General features: G+C 66.9%; 19 protein-coding genes and 4 pseudogenes. 12 read left to right on the top strand and 11 right to left on the bottom strand.

Annotation, left to right across the window (positions count from 1 at the left end; genetic code table 11):
* Positions 1–340 precede the first annotated feature (340 nt).
* Entirely contained in the window at positions 341–1,351 is a 1,011-nt protein-coding gene (locus ACFU95_RS47330) for a DUF2278 family protein (protein WP_383842863.1), read from the bottom strand.
* A 60-nt stretch (positions 1,352–1,411) separates the two neighbouring features.
* Positions 1,412–2,404, bottom strand: a complete 993-nt coding sequence (locus ACFU95_RS47335; RefSeq protein WP_383842866.1) for an endonuclease/exonuclease/phosphatase family protein — start codon at positions 2,402–2,404, stop codon at positions 1,412–1,414.
* Positions 2,405–2,938: 534 nt separating this feature from the next.
* Here ACFU95_RS47335 and ACFU95_RS47340 point away from each other — a divergent pair.
* The 4 genes from ACFU95_RS47340 to ACFU95_RS47355 all read left to right on the top strand — a co-directional run bounded on the left by ACFU95_RS47340 (position 2,939) and on the right by ACFU95_RS47355 (position 7,403).
* Positions 2,939–3,157: a hypothetical protein gene (locus tag ACFU95_RS47340; RefSeq protein ID WP_383842869.1), complete on the top strand. Its 219-nt coding sequence runs from the start codon at positions 2,939–2,941 to the stop codon at positions 3,155–3,157.
* A gap of 502 nt (positions 3,158–3,659) precedes the next feature.
* The gene (locus ACFU95_RS47345; protein ID WP_383842872.1) at positions 3,660–4,412 is read left to right on the top strand and encodes a hypothetical protein; all 753 of its coding nucleotides are present in this window, start codon (positions 3,660–3,662) and stop codon (positions 4,410–4,412) included.
* Positions 4,413–4,750: 338 nt separating this feature from the next.
* Positions 4,751–5,962 (top strand): tetratricopeptide repeat protein, encoded by a 1,212-nt coding sequence (locus tag ACFU95_RS47350; RefSeq protein WP_383842875.1) that lies wholly within the window; start codon positions 4,751–4,753, stop codon positions 5,960–5,962.
* 550 nt (positions 5,963–6,512) lie between these two features.
* Positions 6,513–7,403, top strand: a complete 891-nt coding sequence (locus ACFU95_RS47355) for a hypothetical protein (RefSeq protein ID WP_383842878.1) — start codon at positions 6,513–6,515, stop codon at positions 7,401–7,403.
* Positions 7,404–7,658: 255 nt separating this feature from the next.
* On the opposite strand, the gene ACFU95_RS47360 is transcribed toward ACFU95_RS47355, so the two are convergent.
* The gene (locus ACFU95_RS47360) at positions 7,659–8,759 is read right to left on the bottom strand and encodes an LUD domain-containing protein (protein ID WP_383842880.1); all 1,101 of its coding nucleotides are present in this window, start codon (positions 8,757–8,759) and stop codon (positions 7,659–7,661) included.
* 161 nt (positions 8,760–8,920) lie between these two features.
* Between ACFU95_RS47360 and sigJ the strand changes: the two genes are divergently transcribed.
* From sigJ to ACFU95_RS47385, 5 genes are all read left to right on the top strand, one after another.
* Positions 8,921–9,859: an RNA polymerase sigma factor SigJ gene (gene sigJ, locus ACFU95_RS47365; RefSeq protein WP_383842883.1), complete on the top strand. Its 939-nt coding sequence runs from the start codon at positions 8,921–8,923 to the stop codon at positions 9,857–9,859.
* An 85-nt stretch (positions 9,860–9,944) separates the two neighbouring features.
* Positions 9,945–10,508, top strand: coding sequence for a transposase domain-containing protein (locus tag ACFU95_RS47370; protein WP_383842886.1), 564 nt, complete (start codon positions 9,945–9,947; stop codon positions 10,506–10,508).
* A complete protein-coding gene (locus tag ACFU95_RS47375; protein WP_383842916.1) occupies positions 10,409–10,753 on the top strand; it encodes a hypothetical protein in 345 nt (114 codons plus the stop codon). Before ACFU95_RS47370 ends, ACFU95_RS47375 begins: the two co-directional genes overlap by 100 nt.
* A complete protein-coding gene (locus ACFU95_RS47380) occupies positions 10,692–10,901 on the top strand; it encodes a hypothetical protein (protein WP_383842889.1) in 210 nt (69 codons plus the stop codon). Before ACFU95_RS47375 ends, ACFU95_RS47380 begins: the two co-directional genes overlap by 62 nt.
* Before the next feature lie 400 nt (positions 10,902–11,301).
* The gene (locus ACFU95_RS47385; RefSeq protein WP_383842892.1) at positions 11,302–11,487 is read left to right on the top strand and encodes a hypothetical protein; all 186 of its coding nucleotides are present in this window, start codon (positions 11,302–11,304) and stop codon (positions 11,485–11,487) included.
* Between the two features lie 859 nt (positions 11,488–12,346).
* On the opposite strand, the gene ACFU95_RS47390 is transcribed toward ACFU95_RS47385, so the two are convergent.
* The 5 genes and pseudogenes from ACFU95_RS47390 to ACFU95_RS47410 all read right to left on the bottom strand — a co-directional run bounded on the left by ACFU95_RS47390 (position 12,347) and on the right by ACFU95_RS47410 (position 17,956).
* Complete coding sequence (locus ACFU95_RS47390; RefSeq protein WP_383842895.1) at positions 12,347–12,901, bottom strand: choice-of-anchor K domain-containing protein; 555 nt, start codon at positions 12,899–12,901, stop codon at positions 12,347–12,349.
* Positions 12,902–13,327: 426 nt separating this feature from the next.
* Positions 13,328–15,097, bottom strand: a pseudogene (locus tag ACFU95_RS47395) (BTAD domain-containing putative transcriptional regulator); the annotation flags it as partial.
* A gap of 423 nt (positions 15,098–15,520) precedes the next feature.
* A pseudogene (locus ACFU95_RS47400) lies at positions 15,521–16,114 on the bottom strand (helix-turn-helix domain-containing protein); the annotation flags it as partial.
* Between the two features lie 482 nt (positions 16,115–16,596).
* A complete protein-coding gene (locus ACFU95_RS47405) occupies positions 16,597–16,950 on the bottom strand; it encodes a hypothetical protein (protein ID WP_383842898.1) in 354 nt (117 codons plus the stop codon).
* 232 nt (positions 16,951–17,182) lie between these two features.
* A complete protein-coding gene (locus tag ACFU95_RS47410) occupies positions 17,183–17,956 on the bottom strand; it encodes a maleylpyruvate isomerase family mycothiol-dependent enzyme (protein ID WP_383842901.1) in 774 nt (257 codons plus the stop codon).
* Between the two features lie 644 nt (positions 17,957–18,600).
* Here ACFU95_RS47410 and ACFU95_RS47415 point away from each other — a divergent pair.
* Together ACFU95_RS47415 and ACFU95_RS47420 are read left to right on the top strand one after the other, a co-directional pair.
* On the top strand, positions 18,601–19,722 hold the full coding sequence (locus ACFU95_RS47415; protein WP_383842904.1) for a PP2C family protein-serine/threonine phosphatase: 1,122 nt from the start codon (positions 18,601–18,603) through the stop codon (positions 19,720–19,722).
* 443 nt (positions 19,723–20,165) lie between these two features.
* Positions 20,166–21,152, top strand: a complete 987-nt coding sequence (locus ACFU95_RS47420) for an NAD-dependent epimerase/dehydratase family protein (protein ID WP_383842907.1) — start codon at positions 20,166–20,168, stop codon at positions 21,150–21,152.
* A 439-nt stretch (positions 21,153–21,591) separates the two neighbouring features.
* Here the strand turns inward: ACFU95_RS47420 and ACFU95_RS47425 are convergent, their stop codons facing one another.
* Positions 21,592–22,710: an AI-2E family transporter gene (locus ACFU95_RS47425; RefSeq protein ID WP_383842910.1), complete on the bottom strand. Its 1,119-nt coding sequence runs from the start codon at positions 22,708–22,710 to the stop codon at positions 21,592–21,594.
* Positions 22,711–23,072: 362 nt separating this feature from the next.
* On the opposite strand from ACFU95_RS47425, the gene ACFU95_RS47430 reads away from it, so the two are divergent.
* Positions 23,073–24,638: an oxidoreductase gene (locus ACFU95_RS47430; RefSeq protein WP_383842913.1), complete on the top strand. Its 1,566-nt coding sequence runs from the start codon at positions 23,073–23,075 to the stop codon at positions 24,636–24,638.
* On the opposite strand, the pseudogene ACFU95_RS47435 reads toward ACFU95_RS47430, so the two are convergent.
* Positions 24,635–25,493: pseudogene (locus ACFU95_RS47435) on the bottom strand (integrase core domain-containing protein). The gene ACFU95_RS47430 and the pseudogene ACFU95_RS47435 sit on opposite strands and share 4 nt — an antisense overlap.
* Positions 25,494–25,502: 9 nt before the next feature.
* Positions 25,503–25,718, bottom strand: a pseudogene (locus ACFU95_RS47440) (VOC family protein); the annotation flags it as partial.
* Positions 25,719–25,821 lie beyond the last annotated feature (103 nt).

The following is a 25,821-nucleotide window of genomic DNA, read 5'->3' on the forward strand; positions in this document are numbered from 1 at the left end:
GTTCTTCGAACCTCAAGCCGTCCCCCAAGCCGCCTGAAACATCACCAATCAACCGACCCGCCCCTTGACGAAAGAGATAGGGGCACCCCCCCGCAGCAGGCCGGTCAGGCTTCATGCTGCGGCTACGAGGGAGCGTCTCCCCCTGGATGCCCTTCTCGATTCGGATGCGGGCGCGTTCCATGCGTTCGGCGGCCAGGACGTCACGCGGTGGCGGGCGTTGGCGTTGCGCCGGCGCAGGTGGGCGTGCAGGGCCCGGGGCCGCACGGGGGTGGTGTACCTGGGTGCTCCTCCATGACGAACTACAGAGAAGGACTCAGTTCAGGAGGGCACCATCCACCCCTCAGAAGGACACCGTCCACCCCTCGCGAAGCGCCTCGGCTTCCGTGTACGACACACCATGGACCTTGAGCCCGGAAGGGTCGAGCAGGGTGATCGCCCCACCTCTGTTGCCGAGTTCGAAGCCGTCTCCGCTCTGGACGACGACGGTCGCGCCTGCGGAGACGCGCGCTGCGGGCAGCGGGAGCATGTGGTCGTTCTCATTGGCCAGGTGCCAGCCGTTGAGGTCGACGGATTCGGGTGAGGCGTTGATGAGGGTCACGTTCTCCCGCTCGGGTGCCGGGCCTTTGGGGTTGACCATGGCGGCCAGGATGCGTACTTCGGCCTCGCGCTGGACGGGGCGGGCAGGTGCGGTCTCGATGGGGTGGCCGGTCTCCTCGTCGGTGTGCCAGGCCTGGGACTGGAAGGCCAGGAACACGGCCACCCAGCGTGATTCGGCGGGGAAATGGAGTATCAGTGCACCGTCCTGCCAGACCCCGTTGGACGAACGGAAACGCCCTACGCTGCCCTGGTTCATGTGGATGTCGTGCACACCATTGCCAGGCTCGAAGTCGAAGACCTTGTCGCGCTTGTTGCGTTCCGGCCCCCACCGCTCGCCGAACAGGTACAGGACGGCCGTGGGATCGCCGATGGCACGCTCGATGTAGTGGTCCAGCCTGTCGGCCAGGTCATTGTCCGGGCCGGCCACATCAGGAGGCAGCTCACGCATCGATTCCGGGGCGAAGAGGTTGCCGCGGATGAAGTCCAGACTCGCTGTGCCCGGCCGGGACGACAGCTCCGTCCATCCACTCCCTGCCGGAGGAAGCTGTGCGGTCACGGGATGCCGGAAATCGTCGATGGCCAGGAACAGCAGCTCGGAGGGAGACTCCTGGGACAGGACGTTGACCGCACCGCGGTAGTGCGTGCCTCTGCTGTCGGTGAGATGCAGCTGGTAATGCGGGGTGTCGTCGTGCGTCCCTTCACGGCGCCGCTCGATGACCCTGCACGCCAGCACTCCGTAGTTCTTCAAAGGCATGAGTCTTCCCTCCGCCGGTACTCAAGCCGGAACAAAGCCGGTATGGAAAAGGGGAAAAGGCTAGAGATCGAGGACCACCCAGGCGGGATCGTGATCTGATCCGTCACCGCCGTGTCTCGTACGTCGGTCGATGTGAGAGCTCTTGTGCCGTGTCGTGAGGCTCTCGCTGAGCCAAATCTGGTCGAACAACTCGTACTTGGCGGCTTGTCCGGCTTCCTTGAATCGATGGGTCCACGACCCCGAGGCAGGCGGCGGAGGATTGTCGGGCTTGGGCGCCCGGGTCTCCTCCGGATGCGCGAGCGCCTCCGTCAGGCTCAACTGACCTGTCGACTCAGCCAGTTTGGCGAGCGTCGGTGCCTCGGGGCTGTCGTTCATGTCGCCCAGCACGATGTAGCGCCCATCGGGGCGGGTCCGTTCGCCGATGATCCGGACCATAGTGTCCGCCTGGCGGGCGCGTAGCTCGTCGGCGAGGCGCTTGCCCTCCTCGGGGTCGGTGTCCCGGTCGACGAACTGGCTCTTGAGATGGTTGTTGAAGACGGTCAGCAGATGCTTGTCCGGGTCACGGGGATCCAGTACGTGCACTTCCAGCAGGTCCCGGCTGAAGACGCGTCTACCGGGTACGTCCGGATGGACCGCGTGTTGCCAGGAGGTCACTGCCCCGACCGGGAATTTGGACAGGACGGCAACATCGATCAGGCGGGGATCATTGCCCTCGATCAGCGAGAGATGCGGGTAGGCGCCGCCAAGATGCTGAGCAACGAAAAAGCGCAGGGTGTCGATGTCCTCGACCTCCTGCACGGCCAGTATGTCAACGTCCATTTCGCTGATCCGTCGGGCGAGCACCTTCTGTTCCTGGGGATCTATCCCCTTGACCAGCTTGCCTTTGTACGTACGGATCCGCACGCTCTCAGGGTCGTCGAAGACATAGCTGGAGGTCAGCCGATCCTCGCCATCGACCGGATGGACAGCCGATATCTCTGCCTGGAAGTTGAACCGTGAAAAGAGATTATTGAGGTTGAATGTCCCCACGGCGACATCCATGGCGACCTCCACGATCGACCTCCACGATCGACCATTCTGTCCCCTATTGCCTCGAACATATCCAGCGTAGCCCGATCGGCCGACCGACGAAAACGGAGCCGATGGCTTGGCTGTTGAAGGCGCAACAGGGCGTGGGGGCACGGCTGCCAGGGTGGAGCCGCCGGGGTGGCCGGCAGGGAGCGGCCGGTGCAAGGCTTCAGCCGCACCGCGTTCAGGATTGCGGTCCAGGATGTGCGGCCGGTTTCCCAAGGCGGCGACGAAGGAGTACGGCGGGCCGGAGATCATCTGATGTCTGGCGTCGGCACGGCCGATGGGTGCGGCAGCACGAGTGGCCCGGGCAGTTCGCGTCGTCGCCCAGGGCCGGGGCGTCGCCGAGGAGTTCGAGCAGTTTCGGTTCGTCGTTGGCGACGCGTCGCGACAGCAGCCGCCAGCTGCTCTCTCCGATCGTGACGCTGCCGTCCGCCAGGCGTATCGGAGGCAGGGGACCACCGACCTGAACTCCCGGACCCTCCTGGAGGACCGGGACGAGAACCTGCCGTCCTCTTGATGGACATCACGCATCCCCGGGGCCAGGCGCTGTACGAGGACTGGGGGTTCAAGGAGGTAGCCGAACAGCAACTCTTCCCGGACTCCCCGGCCTTCGTCGTGGTGCTGGCCGAACTACCCCTGAAGTGGGCCCAAACGAAGAAGACGCCCCGGACGTCCGCGCGGGCGATCGCGTGCGTTCCGCTGAGTGGCCTCACCAGGCCGTGGGCCGGTCGATGATGACACAGCCCGAGTCGTTGCCCTTGCCGATCTGGAGTGGGTGCCGGGGGACGGTCCAGGACGAAGGACCTGGCCGGGCACGCGCCCGCTGCGGCGAGAGTGCGTGCCGGCGTCGCAGAGCAGACCCGGACCACCGGCTACGAGCTGCAACGGGAGCTTCGCGGTGTGCAAGGCATGCTACGAAGCCCGGCTGTGCGGACGTGTCCTTGCGGAGCCGGTGACCGTACTCGGCCCGTACGTGAAGGGGGTTGAGGCGTACGCCGTACGCCTCGGAGGGGAGCTGACGGAACGTCCCCCGCATTGCCGGGGCCCCGGGCCGGGCGGACACTGTTCACATGACCCGCGGGCGTGCCCGTGGAGCCGGGGCGGCGGGAAACACACGGCCTCGGACGGGACCGGACCCTGAGGTCGGGGAGGGCGACGAGGGGCCGTGCGTGGTTTTGGGCGGTCCGGCGGGCGGGGCGGCCGCGAGACCTTCCAGGAAACGTGCAGGAGCGGTGCGATGGACCTGTTGCCGGTCGAAGTCAAGGTGAACATCGAGGGGGACGTCGCAGCGGCGCTGACCGCCCTCGACGCGTCGCGGGGCGCGATGGCGAAGCGTCGGATCTGGTTCGCCGAGGACCGGGATGGCGTCGCCGACGGGCGGGTGCCGTTGCTGGACGGCGGCGTGATCGTGCGGTTTCGGATCGGTGGTGACACGGACGACCTGACCGTCAAGTTGCGTCCGTGCACCCGCGAGCAACTGGTCGGCCGGTTCTCCGACCGGTTCGACACGGAGCCGTTCACGTACAAGATCGAGGAGGACTGGTCGGGAAACCGCCGTGTGCTGGCCGCCTCCCTGGTGCACGGTCAGCCGCCGGGGGCGCTGTCGGGCGCGGTGCAGGCCGGGGCTGATCCTGCCGTGCCGATCGGCACGCTGCAGGACCAGTTCCTGCATTCCTGCGCGCCCGCCGTCACGCTCGACGGACTGGTGGCGCTGGGTCCGATCCTCTCGATGAAGGCCGACGACGTTCCACTCGACGACCTGGACGTGGATCTGGAGACGTGGTCGGCCGCCGGACTGGACTTCCTGGAGGCCTCGATCCGGGTGAAGCCCAAGGACGAGGACGACGCCGAGGAGTTCACGGCGCGGGCCGAGCGCAAGCAGCGAAAGCTGGAGGATGCGGTGCGGGAGCGAGGGGTGTCGCTCTCCGAGCACCCGGAGAACAAGACCCGACGGATCCTCACTGCGTTGGCCGAGGCGGGGCGGAGCTGAGAGCCAAGCCGCGCGATCCGTTTGACGGCCGTGTGGCGGACGGTGGCCGGAGTTGATAGCCGGTCAGTAGCAGGACGTGTGCCCGCTGGTCAGTTCGTGGGCGCGTTCCAACGCGGGCACGATCTCCAGCAGTGGGCGCGTAGCCGGTTGTGCCTGTGAGGCAAACAGTGAATTGGCAACTGTCCATCGGACGGAAAATTGACCATTCACTGAGAGGTGATCCCGCCAAGTTTCCTCATCAGGCCCACGCCATCGCCAAGATGCGACTGTACACATCAATACCTAGACTTGTTACGCCCAGACGGAACTCCCAAAGGAACCGTGCCGCGGAGGTCAGCATGTCCTCCAGAAGAAGGAAGTCGGGTCACTGGGCAGAGGCCTCTACACCGAAACCCCGACCTATTCTATGGTCGGTCTACTTTGCCCTCACAGCCGTCGCAGTATTGTGCGGAATTTTGGCCTTCGGGGTAGACGTCAAGAAATGGCAAGGCAAGCCGGCCCTGGGGCTTCTGGTGGTTTTGGAGCCGTATAGATTTTTCATACTCGGAATTTTCTTCCTGACGGCGATCTACTGCTGGCGCAGAATCGGCATGTCCAAAAGAATACGTGCACCCGGCCCCATTTCTGTGCCCCCGCTCAGAGACGAAACCGGTGGAGCCGACGTGCCGATTGATCGGTTGACTACGACTTTCCGAGAGAAGCTTAACCGAGTAGACATTCAAGCCCCCGAACCGATTCCAGGAGGTGCACAGCAGATTGATTTTGCGGAAGTGTTGCGCAGTCCAGCTGTAGATACGAGAAACGTCGGCGCGAGTATAGCTGTCAGTATCGGAAGACTCCTTGCCGCTGGACAAGTCAGCTACGCATACCAAGTTAACGGTGCGCTCTTCAACGGTGACGACGGCAAGTGCGGCGTAACGGTGCAGGTGATGGTGCTGCCGAAATGGGCCAGTCAACCGATCACCTGCACAGGCGAGACATGGGATCTCGCCCTGGAGCAAGCAGCTTACGAAGTGTGCGCTTTTGTGTTGCCACTGACGAGGCTTGTGGACGAGCCACCTTGGCCGGCATGGCGGCGCCTCGCGGTCCCGCCCCAACTGTTCAGGAATGTTCAACAAGCACAACAATGCAAGAAGGACAGACGTTTCGATGAAGCGCTCGGATATTACTATGAGGCATTGAAGCTCGATCCTCACAACCCTTATCTTCGCCTTGAGGTAGGCATGCTGCAAGAGCAGATAGGGATGCATATCGATGCGTTGGTTACATACGAGAACGCTATCAAGCTCGCACCATCGGGTATTGATCTGAAAATCTATCATCCGTTCAGAAGGAAGCCGGTATATTTTCGCCGTAGAGGTGTATCCATGCGCGGGGATTGGTGGAGGGCACCCCTGCTCATGGCCAGGTATCGCCAAGCGGTCCTGTTGTCCATGGGCGAGCGGCTGAGTGCCGACTGGTCCCCCCCACGACGAGGTGACCGGCCTACGCATAAAAGAGTGCGAACATCTCCGGATTCGTATCGCAGAAATCTTCGCAGGCTATTTTAAAGGTTTTCAACAGTACCTTATCGATCAGGAGGGAGAGCTGTATGGCGAGGGCAATCCGGGCTCCGGACATCGCCTCCCTCAAGCGGTTGGCGAGGTCCTACCTGATGGCCCGGTCAAAACGGTGCCAGGAAGACTGATCCAGCGCGAGTTCTTCCAATTTATTGGTCAAGCCAGAGCACAGCAACTGAGGCGATCCTACTTCTATCCGCGGAGGATTCCTGAGGGAAAAGTCCCCCGAGCCGCCTTGCGCCTCCTGTTGGTGGGGAATCCGGTCCGGCGGTGTTGGACCCGCGCCCTCCGGCATGGAGAAAAGTCCGATTTTCGTGGCCTCAAGTATGTATCGGCTTACAGAGTTGTCGAGCATCCGGTCATCGCTAAGGCCTGGGAGGTACTGCGCGCATTCAATTACAAGGAAGCGCGAATGGCTTGGCCGATCGAGGTTCGCGACATATCGCGGCGAATGCGACTGTCCCTCCTGTTTCCCCACTGGCAGAGCTACTACGATACGGCTTGCATTTACTCTACCTGCCTCCTCCCAATAAGAGGGGGCGTGGCTGATGCGGAGGTGCAACCCCAAGATGGAAGAAGATACTTTTCTGCTCGGCTCGACGAAGAGGGGGAGGATATTAATAGGATGGTCCACGACTTGGCCGAGAGGGCGGTACACTTCCTCGAATTGTCTTCACGGAATCAAGACAGTGGATTTGCCAGCTCTATCCGCCCTTGGCTCCTGGCGGATGATCCGGACCTCATCGGGCTCAGAAGAAGGGCAGAATTTATCCGGTGGGCGGAGCAGCATTACCCTGACAGATATCCTAACCGGCTGCGCCCCGACAATGTGCACGAGATTGAGTTGCTTTACTATGAACAGCTGTTCATTGAAAGATCGGCTGCCATGGCCGCCTGTGTTTGGAAGCATCGAAGCGCTCAGGGATCGAATGGCGGCCTGTCGGCGGAGCAGCTTCGCGAGTGGCTGGAGGATGAGGAAAAATGGTGGGACCTCGTTGGTAAGTTCGTTGACAATAGGCGGCATTGGCAGACTCGCTGCGAAGCAATTCGAGAAATGCGCGAGTTTGGCCATAACGGTGCGTCGAGCGGAATGGCTTACGAATTCACCGTACCTTATCCCGTATATAGCAGTGATCCTATAATCCATCTGCCCGCAAGCGGAGATGATGAGTTCATAGAGAAGGTCGAAGAAGCCCAGAGGCAGAGAAATGGGCGAGTTGAAGATTTGTGGAAGATTCTCAAATGCCGCCAAGAATGGTGCCTCGTCGACGTGCCGAGTTCATCCTCCCCGTCGGGAATACCTCGTTTCTGTGACCAACTTGCAGCCCGCTGGGATATGCTCGCAAAATCCTTCCGGGAAGAAATGGCTCACGACGAGCTCAAGCCGCTTGCCTCGGTACAGAAGGTGGGAAGGCGTCCCGGCGTATTTTAGGGGTTACTGAGATCGAACTCGGATTGACCTGGGTGTGAGGGTGGTCCGGTTCCGTTCGGTGTTCTGTCGATCGACGTCGGAGTCCACACGCTTCACGAAGTGGAAGGCCGACGAGTGGAATCAACCGCCTCAAGCGGCGCAGGGCCGTTGGCGACCCGGTGCGACAAGCTCGCAGTTCGCTACGAGGCCACCGTCCAGATCGCCGCCATCAATGACTGGCTCTGAGCCTGTGAGCCGAACGGACCCCGGCCCGGGTCAGTATCCGATGGCCTCTCGGAGAAGCAGCACGGTGCCGCGCCCTGGGCTGGGTTCCGCGTTGAGGATGAGCAGGCGGTTGACGGCGCTGGGCATCCCGTACACCGCCTGGGCGCGGGCGTCCTCCAGCGGGAGGGCATGCTCCTCGATGCGGCGCAGGGCTGTGCTCAGGTCAGGCACCACCTTCTGCGCGCCGACGATCCAGACCGCGTGGGCGGCGCCGCCCGCGTTGGCAGGGAGTTGGCTGCCGCTGCCTGAGGCAAGAACAAGCGAGCCGGTCTCGGTGACCGCGGCGACGCTGTTGACGACGAATTCGGGGCTGGCGACCAGCCTTCGGATCTCGTCGGCGCCGGTCGCACGGTCGATGGCCAGGATGCGCGGCCTGACGGCGTCGTACTGGCCGCCGGCGTTGATGTCCTCGTCGATGCCGGACAGTCGCAGCGTCTCGCTGGCTCCGGTGAGTACGCTGGCGCCCTCGGGGACCAGGTCCTTGATGCGGACGCGCGCTTCTGCGGCGTCGTCGAGGATCTCGGCGGCGAAGCCGTTGGCACGCAGCGCGGCGGCCACCCGCTCCAGTTGTTCGGCCGTTGCCGGGTCGGTGAAGGATGCGACCGGAGCCGGGGCGGCCGTGGCATCTGCCGGGTTGGTCCCGGAGCCCTGCGCCGAGTGGGGCACCGTGCCCGCCAGCGGGGAGGTGTCGAGGTACCTGACCTCGTACACCCGCTCGGCGAACCTCCAGCCCTCCTCGGTGCGCTGGTAACGGTCGTGGTAAACGGCGTAGTTCAGACCCTGGCGTCCGTCGAGGGTGCGCGCGAGTTCCTGGATGTAGGCGCGGCCGGTCGCGGCGTCGCCGTCGAGCAGGATCGTGCCGGGGTGTGTGTTCTGTACGAAGAAGTCCCACTGGCTCTGCAGCCGCTCGCCCCCGGCACGGATCTCCTCTCGGCCGATCTGCTCGGCGGGGATGTTGGGCATGCGCAGGGCACCGTCCGGTGTGAACAGCGACGCCAGGCGGGGTCGGTCGCGCATCATCACCGCGTCGGTGAACTCGCCGCGCAGTGCCTCGATCTCGACGCGGTCCGCGATGGCCTGGAAGTCGTTCATCAAAGTCCCCTCTCCGTCGTGTTGTCGCCCTCACCGGTACGACACCGTTACGACAACGCGGCGCTTCGGAATGTGAGGCGGCGCGTCGGCCTCACATTCCGGTGCGCTGTCTTGTCGTAGCGGGTAACGGCACAGAAGCGAGCGAGGGAGACGGCCAGACCATGACCACCAGAGCCGAGCCCGGCGACGATCAGAGGGATCCGGGCCTCAGCGCGATCATGAATGAGCGGCGCCGGCTGATCAACCTCGGCTATCGACTCCTCGGCTCCCTTGCCGACGCCGAGGACGTCGTGCAGGAGACCTACGCCCGCTGGTACGCCATGTCCGCGCGGGAGCAGCAGGCCATCGAGTCGCCCGGCGCCTGGCTGATGACCGTCGCCAGCCGCATCTGCCTGAACCTGCTCGGCTCGGCGCGGGCCAGGCGGGAGACGTATGTAGGCGACTGGATCCCGGAACCGCTGCCCGAACCCACGGAGTGGATCACCGGGCGCTCCGGCGCCGGCGGGATCGACCCGGCCGATCGGGTCACCCTCGACGAGTCAGTGACGATGGCCTTCCTGGTCGTCCTCGATTCGATGACCCCGGCTGAGCGCGTCGCGTTCGTCCTGCACGACGTCTTCCGCTATCCCTTCGGGGAGGTCGCCGAGATCGTCGGCCGCACTCCGGCGGCGTGCCGCCAACTGGCCTCGTCCGCCCGCCGTCGCATTCGCACTGCGCAGACCCCGGCGGGTCCGAGTGCCGAGCAGGCCGGCATCGTCAGGCAGTTCAAAACGGCGTGGCAGGCCAAGGACATCGATGCCCTGATCAGCCTGCTCGACCCCGACGCCGTCGCGACCGCCGACGGCGGCGGGCTGGCCGTCACCCACCTGCACCCGATCGTGGGCAGTGAGCAGATCGCACGCGCCTACGCCGAGATCGCCCGTGTGTCCGGTGACCGCACGACGTTCCTGGAGTGCACGGTCAACGGCCTGCCCGGTTTGGTAGCGCAGCAGGACGGCAACATCGCGACCGTGTTCGCGTTCGAGGTCGCGGGCGACCGGATCAGGCGGGTCTGGGCGGTGCGAAACCCCGAGAAGCTCCGTCCCTGGCGGATCAGCTGAGGAGCGAACCGAAACACCGCAGCGGTCGGATCGTGACCATCACCAACCCGGACCGAGCCCACATCTCGAACACGCCCTGGTGCCAATGCCGTTGGGTGAGCTCGCGGGCGGATGTTGCTGTGTAGTGGTCCCGGGGGTGGTTTCGGGTATCTGCAAATGTCGGCGAGTTGTCGGGTTAGGCCTGCTGACTTGGGTGTATCCGCCGGGGTTGGTGGATCGAGTGATGGCCGCTTGCGGTCGTGCTGAGCATCGCAAACTCCTGCTGCCGGCCCGGCTGGTCATGTGCTTCGTGCTCGCGCCGGCCCTGTTCCCGCCAGCGCCGTATCTGGAAGTGATGCGGCACCTGGTCGAGGGCCTGCGAGGTGCGGGGTTGCTGGGTGAGTGGCATGCGCCGGCGAAGTCGTCGCTGTTTCGGGCCCGCCAGCGACTGGGAACTGAGCCGTTGCGGGTGCTGTTCACCACGACCGCGAAGCCGGCGGGTACCGAGGCCACCTTGGGCGCCTTCTGGCGGGGGCGGCGGCTGCCGCCGGTGGACGCCGCTGCTGGGACGTGGCCGACAGTGCGGCCGACGAGGCCGCTTTCGGCCGTCATGGAAACAGCCGCGGGCAGGACAAGTCCTGCTTTCCCCAGGTGCGGATGGCCTGCCTGATCGAGGTGGGTACCCGACTCGTGCTGGACGCGGAACTGGCCGGCTGCCGCACCGGCGAGGTGACCCTGGTCGGCCGCCTGCCGCGCTCCTGCGACACCGGTCAACTGGTCCTGGCCGACTGGGAGTTTTCGGGCGTGCCGTTGTGGCGGGTGTCGGCCTTAACGGACCCTGCACGTCGACCGGATGCCACGGGACGGATCCTGGCTCTCCCGCATCCACGCCACCGGCGACCGCAGCCACCGTGATCCGGTCACGGTGAGGGTGGCGGCCCGTCAGCTGCACAGCACCCACCGGCCGGCCGAGGACTACCGGCTGGTGACCACCCTGACCGGTACCCACCGCTATCCCGCCCGCCAACTGGCCGCGCTCTCCACCAACGCTGGGAGGCAGTAGCCGTCTTCGCCGAGCTCAAGCCCCACCAACGCGAAGCCCGCGTCGTGCTCACCAGCAGCGCCCCCGACGGCGTCCCGCAGCAGATCTGGGCCCACCTGCTCGTCCACCGCGCACTGCGCGAACTGATGGTCAGAACCGCCGCCACCCGCGGCCTGGACCCCGACCGGCTCTCCTTTGGAGGCGTGTCGTTTGGATCAGAGCACAGACCGAGATGGCCGAACGGGACGGTGGCCGAGCCCTCATGCGATGCGTGGTGGAGGCCGGCCGATGGGTGGATGCGCACTGCGCCCCATCCGCTGCAGGACCGGCCGAGGCTCAAGATCGGCTCAACTCTCTGGAATCCGCCTCGGCCGTTGGTACATCATCCTCGACAAGACCACGTACACCAGGGGGAACACCGATGAAGACCTTGCTCGGCCGAGTCGTGATGCGCGTTCGGGACATCGTTTCCGGACGCCATGATGTCAAGGCGTATGGCGACCCGCAGGCCCATGCCCACGGGCCCCACAACCGCGACGCCAACCTCGCCCACCACTACATCCCCACACCGCCGCCGGCCCCCATGAACTTCCCCACCGGCATGTAGGCGCCGCACCGTGCCGGGCCCTGGGCCGTGCTTGCCGGGCAGGTCGCACGGAACGTGTCGCCTGCGCGCCGACCCTGGTGATGGCGCGGCAGCCGTCAGCGGCGGTTGACCAGTTCTTGGTTCGCATCGCCGTGTATCCAAGGCCGGGAGCGAGCCTGCTAGGGCCGCCCCACCGATCATTTCGACACCCGGGGAGATCATCAGCGTCGCGGATGCATCGCGCTGGACTGCCGGTGCTCGTCGGCCAGCCACACCACGCATTCCGCCTCCGGCGAGCTCATGGTCCGCGGCATGATGCACGACCTGGGACGAAGAATTCCTCGCACTGTCGTTCTACGGTCCAGGCGACCGCAGACTGCACGTCCACGCCCGCGGCAGACCGGGACACTGCCGTCGACCTGGCCCCGGAGGAGGTCATCGACGAGGTCACCAAGTGATGCCTCATCCACGCCTGGCCAGCACCCGTCAGAGAAGTGACCGTTCTCCGCCAACCTGACAAGCACGGGGCGCCCGTCCGAACACGGTGATAACTCTGGCCCCTCTGCCCGTCCATCGTCGCCTTGGTGGGCGGGCAGACCCGTTCAACGAGGTCATCCGAACCACCTACGTGAATCTGAACACCGCTTCTTTGGACTACCACTCCGAGCAGCCCCTCCTCCCCGATCGTCGGCCCTTGTCGGAATAGTGGCCCGGCGCGTCGATCGAGGTCAGCTCCCGCTCCGTCTGCCGGATCCACGGCGCTGCGCGTGCCCCATCGCTGTCATGGCCGGGTGTCCGGCAAGCGTTACGGCGAGTGCTTTCGTCGTGACGACAGAGAGATGCAGCCGGGTGGCGCTCGACCTGTCCGTGCGCGGTGTGACTACCGCGGGCCGTTGTAGCGGGCCAACCGGACGTGCAGATCCGCCATGTTGCTCTTGTTCTCAGGGCTGCGGTACTTCTGATTGAGCACCTGGGTGTCGTGTGAGTAGAAGCCCTCGAAGATCATGTCGGACTCGACTCCCTCGATCTTCACGAAACGCAGGGCCCTCCACTTGTCGTCGATGCTGAGAGGCTGCACCGTGACTTCGTCCGCCTGGGCCGCCTCGGGGCCCCGGTTGGGCGACTCGTAGTGGTCGAAGGTGATGGTGAGGTCGCGCGTCGGTCCGTTCGCGACTGTCGCCGTGATGTACAGATCCACCGTGAACCGCTCGAACGGCGCGATGATGGGGTAGTTGTAGTGGGTGAAGGTGCCTAATACCCATGCGGTACCATCGACGTCCACGTTGTTGGTGCCGCCCTCGAACTCGTAAGAACTGGTGTCGGTTTCCGCAGGCTGGCCCCAGGTTATCCTGCTGGTTCCCAGGCCCCGAAAGGACGAAAGGTCCGACGGGCCTTTCACGTTCTGCCAGACACCGCTGATGCTGATTTCAGGCATGGTGATAGCACCCTTTCCCGTGGCATCGCTGGATGAGTTACCTACCTGGCCGCTGTGGCCTTCAACAGTGCACGTGACGTCAACCGGGGTGACGGTGGCATCGGCCGTGGGACGCGCGCCATCTGCTGCGCGGCCTTCGCGTGCTGGCGCGCACGGTCCGATACGCCACTCCCCGCCCCCGTTCGACCCGCCCGTTTCGCACCAGCCTCGGGGATATCCGTCACTTCGCGCAAGGCTGCCTTTTGAGACACCCTCACCACTACAAGAATGCGCCCCTGGGTCCGCACGCTGAGCCTGGCTTGAGAGAGCAGCCTGAGGCCGGCCAAGGAACCGATGAAATACGGTTGGCGGGGTGACGGAATGCGCTCAGTACAGGGGTGCGTTCGTCTGGTGTCGGCTTGGCTCATCCATGACTTGATCGCCGAATTTCTCCGAGACTGCCCTGGCGTAAAGCCAAGCGAGGTCGTGAAGTCGGTAACGTCCGGGTTCCAGTGGGGTGAGCAGTCCGGCGTCCACCAGATCTTCAAGGAGGTCCTCGGCTCCATCTGTGCCGCAGTCAAGGACGCTGATTGCAGACTCCAACGAGATGTCTGGTCCGTCGGCCAGCCCCAGCAGCCGGAAAGCCCGAGCCTGTGCCGGCTCCATCTGGCCGTAACCCAGCTCGAAGGTCGCCTTCACCGCCAGGTCACCGGTCTGGAGCTCGTCCAGTCGTCGACGCTCGTCTGCCAGCTTCGCCGCGAGGACCGAGACCGTCCACGTCCGGCGGGCCGCGAGACGGGACGCCGCGATCCTGATGGCCAGCGGCAGGAAGCCGCAGGCCGCGACCACGTCCAGTGCGGCCTCCCGTTCGGAGGCGACCCGCTCCACGCCCACGATCCTCGTGAACAGGGACAACGCCTCGTCCGGGGACATCACGTCCAGGTCCACCAGGTGCGCCCCGGCCAGCCCCGCCATCCGAACCTGGGAGGTGATCAGCGCCGCACAGCCCTCCGTGCCCGGTAGCAGGGGACGTACCTGGGCCGCGTCCTTCGCGTTGTCCAGGAGCACCAGGATCCGGCGGCCGTCGAGGACCGAGCGGTACAGCGCCGCCCGCTCTTCCAGGGAGTCCGGGATCGCCGAGTCCGCGGTGCCCAAGGCGCGCAGGAAGGAGCCCAGTACCGTCTCCGGCTCCGCCGCGCGCGGGCCCGCGCCCTGGAGGTCGACGTAGAGCTGTCCGTCAGGGAAAGCCGACCGGGCCTGGTGCGCCACGTGCACCGCCAGCGTCGTCTTGCCCACTCCGCCAATGCCGGCCAGCGCCGACACAGCCATCACCCGGCCTACGCTCCCCGAGGCGGAGGACAGCACGTCTCTGACCTCGTGCACGAAGTCCCTCCGCCCCGTGAAGTCGGGGACAGTCGCCGGGAGTTGCGCCGGCCGCACAGGGGCCGCCACCGGCTCGGCGGCCGACGCCGACGGCTCCGCGAGGCCGGGGTCCGCTCGCAGGATGCGCTGCTGGAGTTCCTGCAAGCCCGGTCGGGGGTCCACACCGAGTTCGTCCCCCAGCAGGCGCCGCGTGTCCGCGTACACCGCCAGCGCCTCCGCCTGCCGGCCGCTGCGGTACAGCGCCAGCATCAGCAGCTCCCGCAGCCGCTCCCGCAGCGGGTGCGCCGCCGTCAGCACCGTCAGTTCCGACACCGCCTCCGCGTGGCCGCCCTGCTCCAGGTCCATGTCCAAGCGCGCCTCAAGCAGTTGGAGACGCCACTCCTCCAGACGCACCCGCTGAGCCTCCGCGTACGGCCCCGGCACACCCGCCAGCGCCTCGCCGCCCCACAGCTCCAGCGCCCGGCCCAGGACCTCCCGGGCGCGGCACAGATCCCCTGCTCCCCGCGCCTTCTCCGCCTCCGCCGCCAGCTCCTGCGCCACCGCCAGGTCCAGCGCGCCCTCGCCCAGCGACCGGATCGCGTAGCCGCCCGACTCGCTCACCAGGACCCCGGGGTCCAGCACCTTCCGCAAGCGCGCGGCGTACGTGCGCACCGCCGCCAGCGCCTGTGACGGCGGCTCCTCGCCCCACAGCGCGTCGATCAGCTCCGCCGCGGTGGCCGTACGGCCCTCCCTCAGCAGCAGGGCGGCGAGCAGGGCACGTTGCTGGGGGGAGCCCGTCAGCAGCTGCTCCTCGCCGCGCCAGGCGCGCACCGGTCCGAGCAGGCTGAAACGCATACTCGGTGCCGGAACCTGCGCCGGAGGCGCGGGCGGCGCTGTCCGCCCAGCAGGTGCGATCACCTCGGGCGGAGCATGCCCGAGGACGCGTCTCCACGCATCGACCCACAGGCGATGCTCTGATGCGTTGACCCCGCACGCGACCAGGAACCCGATCAGCTGACGCTCGTCGTGAGGAACCGTCTGCCCCTGCACTATGCGGTGAGCGGTACTGTGCGGCAGCCTTCCCCAGGCACCCGCCTGTTGCTCCATGGCCCGCACTGTCGGCCGACCAGCCATGACGTACAGCCCCTGCAAGCCGGCCTTGAACTTGCCGATTCCGTCGACATACATCGGACTCGGTGCCGAGCGAACGTCGGCAGAGCCGTAATGCTCGCCTCTGCGAGCCTGCCTCCACAGATCCATCGCCACATCGACCGGAGCGCCACAGGCCCGTGCGTACGCCTCGACGGCACGCGCGCTGGGCACACTGCTTCCTGATGCCGCACGCTGAAGCGTCGTGGCATGAATCCCTGCCCGGTCCGCCAGTTGGGTATAGGACCACCCTCCGGCCGCGCGCTGGGCGCGCAGCCAGAGAGCCAACTTCTCCAGTCCCCCGTTAGGCGTGGCTACGGGCTTCTCCCTACGCCCCACGGCCCGTGTGCCTATGGCGCCGGGATCGCATGCGCCGCGCGCACGAGCAGCCGCCCCAGGCGCTGCCCTGTGCCCCGAAGGACCAGCAGTGTGCCCGACGCGACCAGACTGGCACCGCCCAGGACCGCCAGAGTCGACGTTGCGTCCAGGCCGCTGCCTGTCATCACGCAGGCCAAGACCGTGATGACGACGATGACCACCGCATCGGGTGTCGAGAGCCTCGTGTGGGGTGCGCCGCCTACGACGCACCCCATCGCTCGAGATGTGTGGGGCATGTCCTGCCTCCTGAGTTCGACGCCCGCGCTCAAGGGCGCGTTGGCGTGTTGCGGGCTCCAAGTACGTCGCCCAACTGGCGTTTGCCGACGCCGAGATGGGGATCTGCATCGTGGCATCACCGCCGTATGCCTCGCGAGCCCTCTGCGATCGTTGATGCGCTGATGTCCACCATGCGGAGCATCAGCATCAATCGCCGTGGAACGCGATCACGGCTGTGATCTGGCGATTCGCATGACCGAGCATCGTGAGACCAGACCCGTCGGAAGATAGATGCGGCTTTATCCCAGTCAGACTCAGCCAACGGTCGTCGCCGCTGGACGTCGGCGCCGGGCCATCGGGGAGGTCACCAAGGCCCTGGCCTGGCGATACATGCCTCGCGGAGGTTGCTGTCGGCGGGAGAGGCTGCGTTGGGCAGGGCCATTCATCAAAGGTTTGTGGCTACAGGGGAAGCTCTCTGTGTCGGAATCGACCGACCACTCCTGAGAGTTGCGGGCTCCACCCATGCGATCAGGAACCAGCGGTTACACGTTGCCGCGTGAACCGCACAGGATCGGCGCTCTGCGTATGGAGCGCCGATCTTGCATGCCCTCCTACGGTTGCGCCGCGGTGAGTACGTGGCGCAGTTCGGCAAGGTACTCGGTGTTCGTGGGGAGATCCAGCTCGTCGAGGAGAGGCAGCGCGGCAGCCGGTTCCAGGTCGCCGTGGACGTCGTGGAAGCTCGCTCGGAGGCCGTGGAAAAGGGCTGAGTGCAGGGCGGGGACCCGCGCGGCGGTGCGGTACGTCGGCTCCTTCACCGCCCAGCGCACCGGGCCCGAACACTCCAGAACCCGACGGGCTCGGCGGAGCAGGGCTGCCGATCGCTCGGCCACCACTCGGTCGATGTCGTTACCGAGGACCTCGGCGAAGGCCATCGCCGAAGTGGAGGGGTCCTCGAACCAGTCCACCCACAGCGAGTAGGTGACTGCCTCGGCATCCCGGTCCGCCTACGAGGTCAGTCCCAGCAATCTGCACCCGCCGCGCACTGCCCAGTCGAGCGTGAGCCGCCCGCAGATGCGCCCTTCGCCCTTGAACAGCAGGCCCGCATCCTGCGCGCAACCGCGCGATGTCCGAAACCCGGGCCCAGTGGCGCCCGCAGGAGCGCGCGCACCACCGACTGATGCGTCACAAGTGCGCGTCTTACGCGTTCGGGTCCCAGTCTGCGAGCTGCTCCATCGGCTCGGTGTCGCCGGTAGTCTCCAGGCTGTCGAGCGGGACGCGCTCGTAGAAGTAGAGGACCAGTTCGCTCGCTGCGCCTCGCATCGCCATGTCGCCCTGCTCCGCGTCGGCGGCGAGGTCGTCGCAGCGGACGCCGTCGGAGTTGAGGGTCAGGCGCCAGGAGCGGCCCTCGGTCGTGTGCAGGTCGATGCTCGCCGGCTTGAACGGCCAGGGGACGGTCGTCGCCGAGACGGTCGTCAGGAACTCGTCGACGCCCTCGACCGCGACGTCCGTCGGCAGCGGCTGTGCGGCCCCCTGGGTGAGCTGGGCGTCGTAGGTGTGGACGGCGATCTCCTGGATCTGGTGCCGGGCCACGGCTCCGCTGGTCTCCGGGGCCTGCGAGCGGCCCCACCAGGTCCAGCAGCCGCGGTCCGGGCCGGCCTCGCGCATCGCGTCGAGCATGAGCTCGGTCGACTCGGCGAGCCAGGCGTCCAGGGCTTCGCGGTCGCGGGGCGCGGTCGGGGCGCCCTTCGGGTCCGTCCTCGCCGGGGGCTCAGCGCCCGGGCCCGCCGCGACGATGGCGGCCTGGCGGCGTCGGCCGTCGCCGAGGTGCTGCGCCAGTTCGCGCAGCGTCCAGTCCGGGCAGGTCGGGACCTGGACGTCAAGGTCGGGGGCGGACGCGATCGCGGCGCGGAACGCGGCCGAGCGGTCTTCGATCAGCCGCAGGACCTCGGGGAACTCCAAGATGTTTTGCACGTCGGCTGTGTATCACGGTGCTCCGGCCGCCGAGTAGCGAATTTGTCGGACGAACGCGTCGACGGCCGGGCGGAGCGCCGGCGCCGAGCCGTCCTGAAACTTCGCGCGCTGCTCGCCAACGGCGACTTCGACCGCTACTGGACCTACCATCTGGGCCAGGGGCCACCTCCTCGTAGCCGAGACCGCCCCACGCCACCAGCAGCACGTCCCGGTGCCTCGCCGACAGTGCGGCCAGTGCCGCCGCCGGCTCACGGCGTAGGGCCTGTGCCCTCCCCGGGCCGCAGTCCGGTCGGCCAGCGGCTCCTCGTGGTCAGCGGGAGCCGGGATGCGGGCCAGGGCTTTGAACCGGCGAGCCTCGGCCCGCCGGTGCCGGCACAACGGGCGCCGTCCGACTGCTGGTCGATGTCGTCTCGCGCGGCGGGAACCTGTTGCTGAACGTCGGTCCGAAAGCCGACGGCACGCCGCCGCCGAAGGCGGCCGGGGACTGCTCCTGGACATGTGCACGGGCCGCAATGGGATCTTCGGTTGAGCAGCTGCCGCGTGCCACGGCTGGCTCCGAAGGAGCTGGAGCGGCGGGGCGCTGCTCCAACTGTGGGAGACCCCGGCTAACGTTCGGGAAGATCACCGCACGCCCGGGAGTTCACGTGATCGGAAACAGCCCGAAGAAATCCGTCGAGGCAATCGAAGCGATCGAGCCCCCGCCCGACCAACAGCTTCTCCTCGGCGTGGTGGCGGCGACCACGCTGGTGGAAGTCCTCGCCGCGGTCTCGGGGTCCGAGGTATGGCTTCTCGGTCTTCTGGTCTTTCTGCCAGGCACAGCGTCGGCTCTCTGCACTGTGCGGCAGACCGCGTTCGTGGCGGTGTGGACCGTGTGCGTCGTCACTGCCACAGTGGTCCTTCGCGACTCAGGCAGTGGCCATTGGCTCGATCGTCTTCTGCTGATCCTGCTGACGCTGGCCCTGGGTGTGGTCTCTGTCTATGCATGCCGTCGGCGTATCACTCGCGAGCACGAAATGCTCCGGCTGCGTTCGACGGCCGCCGCGATGCAGCGGCACATCCTGCGCCCGCTCCCCTTGGTGACGGACCGTGCCCTGGTCAACGGCCTCTACGAGCCTCTGCAGGAGGATCGATTGGTCGGCGGGGACATCTACGATGTCGTCGATTCGCCCTGGGGGACGCGGGTGCTGATCGGTGACGTGCAGGGCAAGGGACTGGCCGCGGTGGGTGCGGCCTTCGCTGTCATCGGGGCCTTTCGCGAAGCGGCTCACCGCGAACACACGCTGACGGCGCTCGTCGACGCTTTGGACGACGCGGTGGTCAGACACAACTCGTACGCCGAACAGGCCGGTGACGAAGAACGCTTTGTGACCGCGCTCGTCCTCTGCGTCGATGCGGAGCAAGAAGTGCAGATGGTCAACTGTGGTCATGTCGCGCCCCTGTTGGTGCATGACGGCCGCGCCACCACCCTTGATCTGGGCACGGGTGTGCCGCTCGGTCTCGCCGATTTGGCCGATGAGCCCAACACAGTCAGCTGGTTCACCTTCCCGTTCGGCGCAACCGTGCTGCTGACCACGGACGGTTTGACGGAGACTCGCGCGAACGACGGGACTTTCTACCCCCTCGAGGAGCGGGTGGCGGAGAATATCGGCCTCTCCCCCACTGAGCTGCCTCAGGCACTCCACAACGACGCCCGCGTGTTTGCCGGAGACAGCGCTCGGCATGACGACATCGCCGTACTGACGGTCCGCCGTTCTCCGCATAGCTGACGGCCACAGGCACGACCCGGACGCCCGCGGGCTCTCGGAAACCTCCCAGAACCCATCAGGAACGCCGAACCCACGACCGCCACGCTGTGCGGGTCCCGGCCGCGACGGTGACGGTGTCCCCGCCGGCGCTGACCCTGCTCGACGCAGGGTCCGTCGGACCGGTGTGGTCATTGACGATGGCGTGAACCGTGATGGCAGGCGGCGGCGCGGTCTGCGCGGGGTCAGATGTCTCTGCGGGGAGCGGCTCTTGCCCTCGGCTCATCGCGAGCGACGACCGCACCCCTATGCGGAACCGGTGCTCCAATGCGGCTTCGTGATCGGGTGTTTGGATGCCTCGTCGGGTCGACGTCATTGCCCGAGGGTCGAGATCGATCTGACGGCTGGCCATCTGCTGTCAGCGAATCCGCCTGGCCGGGCGGTGATCCCGGTGCTTGTGTGTCGGTATGGAGATCCTGGTTCTGGGCGGAACGGCATGGGTGGCTCGGGAGCTGTCGCGGCAGGCGGTCGAACGGGGCCATCGGGTGACCTGCCTCGCGCGTGGCGAGAGCGGAGAAGTCGCGGCCGGAGCGACACTGGTCGCCGCCGACCGGCGCGATCCGTCGGCGTACGAGGCCCTGCTCGACCGGGTATGGGACGCGGTCGTCGAGGTGTCATGGCAGCCGGGCTTCGTTCGTGGAGCGCTCGACGCGCTGGGCAGCAAGGCCGGGCACTGGGTGTACGTCTCGTCCGGCAACGCCTACGCCTCCCACGCCACGCTGGGGGCGGACGAGTCCGCGGCCCTGCTCGCCCCGACCGACCGGAGCGAGGTCGACCGCGAGTTGTACGGCGAGGCGAAGGTCGCCTGCGAGCAGGCGTCGTCGGCCGCTGTGGGCGACCGCCTCCTCATCGCGCGAGCCGGGCTCATCGGCGGCCCGGGCGATCACAGCGGGCGCTCCGGCTACTGGGTCGCCCGCGCCGCGCGCGACCCGCTGGCACCGATGCTGGTCCCCGACACCCCGGCCGCCCCCACCCAGGTGGTCGACGTGCGGGACCTGACCTCCTGGCTGCTCGACTCCGCGGAGACGGGAACCACCGGCACATACAACGCTGTCGGCCCGCTCGTTCCGTTCGAAGAGTGGATCGAGCTGTCCCGCGCAGCCGGCGGGCACACCGGTCCGGTCGTCACCGCCGAATCGGGGTGGCTGCTCGCCAACGGCGTGGCCCAGTACATGGGGTCCGAATCCCTGGCGATGTGGCTGGTTGAGCCGGGCTGGGAAGGGTGGTCGGCCCGGGACGGGTCCTCGGCGCGCGCCGCGGGGCTGCGTCACCGGACCCGGGCGGAGATGCTGGCCGACACGCTGCGATGGGAACGCGAGCAGGGGCTGGACCGGGAAAGGCGCGCGGGCCTGAGCCCGCAGCGCGAGCGCGAGTTGCTCGACGCCCTCGCCTGACGGCACTGGACCGGTCTCGCACACCCGAGCGTCCGTACAGGCGCCTGCCGCTCTGACTTCCTCATCTCCTGGTGGGCCCGGCCCGGCCGAGAACCGGGACGGCCACCACGTGATCATCGGGGGATGTGTGGACTCCTGAAGATCGTGCGGTGGCCACAGGCCATCGTATGGACCATGCTCGCCGGCGGGCGACGTTCGACCACGTCATGGCCCGAATCGCGGGCCGGTTCGGGCAAGTTGAGTCCCGGCCGCGGCCAGGCTGCCGCACTGCTCCACCTGTCGCCGACGCCACCAGGCAGCAGCCGGACGCAGTCACTACCAACGACGAACCGCCGGCAGCCCGCTGGACAGATCATGAAACGGCACGGGGGTACCAGCGCATGCTCGCGGCAGCTGTCAGAAGTGGCCCCCTTGTGAGGGGGCCACTCATGAGGCGATCTCACTTCCCCGGGGCGGGAACACCGACCCGCGCCTCGTCGGGCGCCGGGGACTGCGGGGTGTCAAGGAGCTGCTCGCGCAGGTAGTTCCAGATCACCGCGATCACCGCGACGACCGGGACGGCGAGCAGGCTGCCCACGATGCCGGCCAGGCTGCCGCCCAGGGTCACCGCGAGCAGGATCACCGCCCCGTGCAGGCCGAGACCCCTGCTTTGGATCATGGGCTGGAACACGTTGCCCTCCAGCTGCTGCACCGCGACGATGATGGCCAGCACGATCAGCGCGTCCTGCGGACCGTTCGACACCAACGCGATGAGCACCGCGACGACACCGGCGAACACCGCACCTACGATCGGCACGAACGCACAGACGAAGGTCAGCACCGCCAGAGGAAGTACGAGCGGTACGTCCAGGACCCACAGGCCGACGCCGATCACAGCGGCGTCGAGCACGCCGACGACCGCTTGGGACCGCATGAACGCCCCGAGTGTGTTCCAGGCGCGCTCGGCCACGATGGGGACGTCGACGGCGAGTCTGCCGGGCAGATGGCGGCCGAGCCACGGCAGGAACCGCGGACCGTCCTTGAGGAAGTAGAACATCAGGAAGAGCGCCAGGACCGCGGTGACCAGACCGTTGACCATGGTGGCCAGTCCCGTCGCGACGCTGGTCACCACGCTTCCCACGCTGCCCTGGAGCCGGGCGGCTGCTGTGTCCAGGGCACCTGTGATCTGGTCGTCGCCGATGTTCAGCGGCGGCCCCGCGGCCCACTCGCGCACCTTCTGGATGCCCTCGACCACTCCGTCGGCCAACTCGCCGGACTGGGAAGCCATCGGAACCGCGATCAGCGCGACGACGACCACGATCCCCAGGAGGAAGAGCAACGTCACCACAGACGCGGCGAGCGCCGGGGGCAGCCCACGGCGCCGCAGAGTACGAGCCAAGGGCCAGGTCAGTGTGGTGAGGATCAGGGCGACGATGACCGGCCACACGACCGACCACATGCGGCCGAGGCCCCACAGAGCCGCCGCGAGCGCCGCGAACACCAGGAGCAGTTCGACCGAGACGCGCGCGGATACGGCGAGCGCGGCGCGGGTTTTCTTTGAACTCAGCGTGCCAGACATGCGATCACGCTATGGGCACGTCATTTTCTCTATGCGAGCGCCCACCCGATCATGTGCGGCTCAGCTATTCACGCAGGACCGGCGAGCTGAGAGCAAACGGGGTCGGGGCAGGGGCTCCGAAGCCGACTACGACGATCTGGCCGCCCTTGGCCATGAGGTTCGACTGCCGGAGGCCAGTGCGCTGGGGTATCGCCGGCGGGGTGCCGGGGGCGGGTCGGCTCAGCCGAGGGTGTTCAGCATCGCTGTTTCGACGTGGTATGCGGCGTCGCGGTGGCCGAGGGCGTTGGGGTGTACGAAGGACAGCTGGCGATCCGGGTGCGGGCGGCCAGGCAAGCACAAAGGAAGATCACTACTCTGCATGAGTGTTTTCCTACGACGAGTTGACTTCACCTGAGCGGGAGCTGTGGGACGCGTTCCCCGAGGGGCGGCAGGTGGACCTCCGTACGGGTACTGCGGAGGAGGACAGGGTCACTGACGGCGGACGGTGGGGGCCCGAGCGGACGGTGCGGGCGGCGGTGGTCGCCGCGCTGTTGCTGGGCGCGAACACCGGGCAACCGGGTGCGGTGGCGCGTCTGAGGCTCACCGGGGCACGGATCTCCGGACGCCTTGACCTGGCCGGCGCGCAGATCGCCCATGCCCTCTGGCTGGAGGCATGCTGGTTCGAGGAGGCGGTGAATCTCCTCGGCGCGTCGACGCAGGCCCTCGTGTTCACGGGCAGCCGGATACCCGGCATCGAGGCCGATTCGGCCCGCGTCGAGGGCAACTTCTCCCTGCGGCACGCCGTGGTGGAGGCAGGCGCCCCCACGCCGTTCAACCGCTTGAGCACAGCACTGTCACTCACCGACGCCCGAGTGAACGGCGGACTGCTCCTCAACGGGGCCAAGTTGATCGCACCGGACGGGTGGGCCCTGTCGGCCGGCGGCCTGGCCATGGAAGGGGGCGTCTTCTGCCGAAACGGGTTCGTCGCATACGGGGAAGTCCGGCTGATGGGGGCGAAGTTGCCGGGCACCCTGGTCATGCAGGGCGCCCGGCTGGAAGGACCCGGCCCCCGCGGCGTGGCCCTCACCCTCGACAACGCCATGGCCTCGTCGCTCAAGTTCTCCCAAGGGTTCACCACGAACGGCACGGTACGGCTGCGCGGGACCCAGGTCACGGACAACGTGACCTTCGACGGAGCCGTCCTGAACGGCCCGGCCACCGACGACGGAACCGCCCCGGCCCTGCTCGCCATGCACCTGCAAGCCGTCGACCTCGATCTCACCCTCGCCCAACCCGCGTCCGGCACCGTCGACCTGCGGGGTGCCCAGGTGTCGTACCTCCACGAGAACGAACACAGCTGGCCGGAGAGGGTGGAGCTGGACGGCTTCGTCTACGGCTCCATCAAGACGGCGGACGCGAACGACGAGCGCCACGAGGCCGTGGGCGACCGGGAGTCCGTGGCCCGGCGCGTGGCATGGATACGCAGCAGCCCGGGCTACAACCCACAACCGTACGAGCAGTTGGCAGCCTGGTACCGCAAGGCCGGGCACGACGACGACGCCCGCCGCGTCCTCCTCGCCAAGCAACGCCACCGGCGCCGCGCGCTGTCCCCGGCAGCCCGCACATGGGGCCACCTCCTCGATGTGACCGTCGGCTACGGCTACCGGCCCTGGCTGGCCGGCGTCTGGCTCCTCGCACTGATCCTGCTGGGCACGCTGGCCTTCGACACAGACTCCCCCAAGCCGGTCAAACAAGGCGAAGGCGCCCCGTTCCAGCCCCTCGTCTACACACTCGACCTCTTGATCCCCATCGGGGGTCTGGGGCAGCGCACGGCCTGGTACTGGTCGAGCGACAGCCTCCAGGGGCTGGCCTACCTACTGATCGCCTTCGGGTGGGTGCTGACAACCGCCGTCATCGCGGGTGTCACCCGCACCCTGCAGAAGAACTAGCTGTATGAGGGCTCGACGTTGGTGACACTCTCGGCGGAAGCGTGCTGCCGGCGGCCTTCCGGCGGCAGCACTACGCGACCGGTGGTAGTTGTAGTGGATGTTCCACACTGCGATCGCGGCTGACCGGGCGTCCTCGCTGGTGAACTCGCGGGCATAGAGGACTTCCTCGGCCATGATGCGCTGGTAGCGCTCCACCTTCCCGTTGTGCCGAGGTGTATGGCTTGGTTCTCTGATGCCGGGTGCCTTGCCCGACGATGCGGGCGAAGTCGCCGGAGCGGTGGCAAGCGCCATAGTCGGTGACAACCCGGTGGATGTGGTTGATGCCGTGGGCGGCGAACCAGACCTTCGCCCGGGCGAGCAAAGCAGCAGCCGTCGCGCCCTTCTCATCGCCCAGCGGTTCTGTGCAGGCGAGCCGTGAGAAACCATCGACGACGGAGTGCAGGTAGACGTAGCCACGCTTCACATCCAGGTGCACCGTCTGTCCAGGCCAGCGGGCAGTGATCTTCCCCGGATCCGGTTGTTCTCACCGCCTGGGTCGATGAAGCGGCGTTTGCCGAGGCCGAGCCGGGTCAGGTGTCGGCTGACAGGTCGTCGGTCGACCACAAGACCGACACTGACAAGTTCGTCGGTGATCCGTTGCGCGGACCACTTGAGCTCGCGGCGCCAGGACTCGATCTGCTCGATGACCCATACTGGAGTCGCGTGCGGACTCCGGTGCGGACTCGACGGCCGGTCTTGCAATCCCGCATCACCGTGTAGCCGCCAGCGATTTACCCACTTGCTGGCGCATGCGCGAGAGATAGCCGTCTCAGCAACGGCGTGGGCGATGGGACGTGTCTGGCACCGCTTCCGCATTGCGGCCTTTCAGCCCTGCGGTGCGACGCGGATACGGTTCCCGTCAGGATCGGCTGCGAGGAAGGTCAGCCCGAACCCCGCATCATAAGGCTCACGCAGGATCGTGACCCCGTTGGACTTCCACTGCTCAAAGGTCGCGTTGAGCTCGTCGGGTCCACCGTCGATGGCCAGGCACACCTCACTGGTGCGCGGGACATCCGGTGACAGATCCTCGAACTGGCCAGACTACAGACCTGACGGCGGCCAGTGGATACTCCCCGTAGGCGGCCGTTTATCTAGCACTCTGTGGCCGCGAGCTTCCCCACTGGCGGCCGGATACCTCCCCGGA

This window comes from Streptomyces sp. NPDC057623, from assembly GCF_042800355.1.
Classification (GTDB): Bacteria; Actinomycetota; Actinomycetes; order Streptomycetales; family Streptomycetaceae; genus Streptomyces.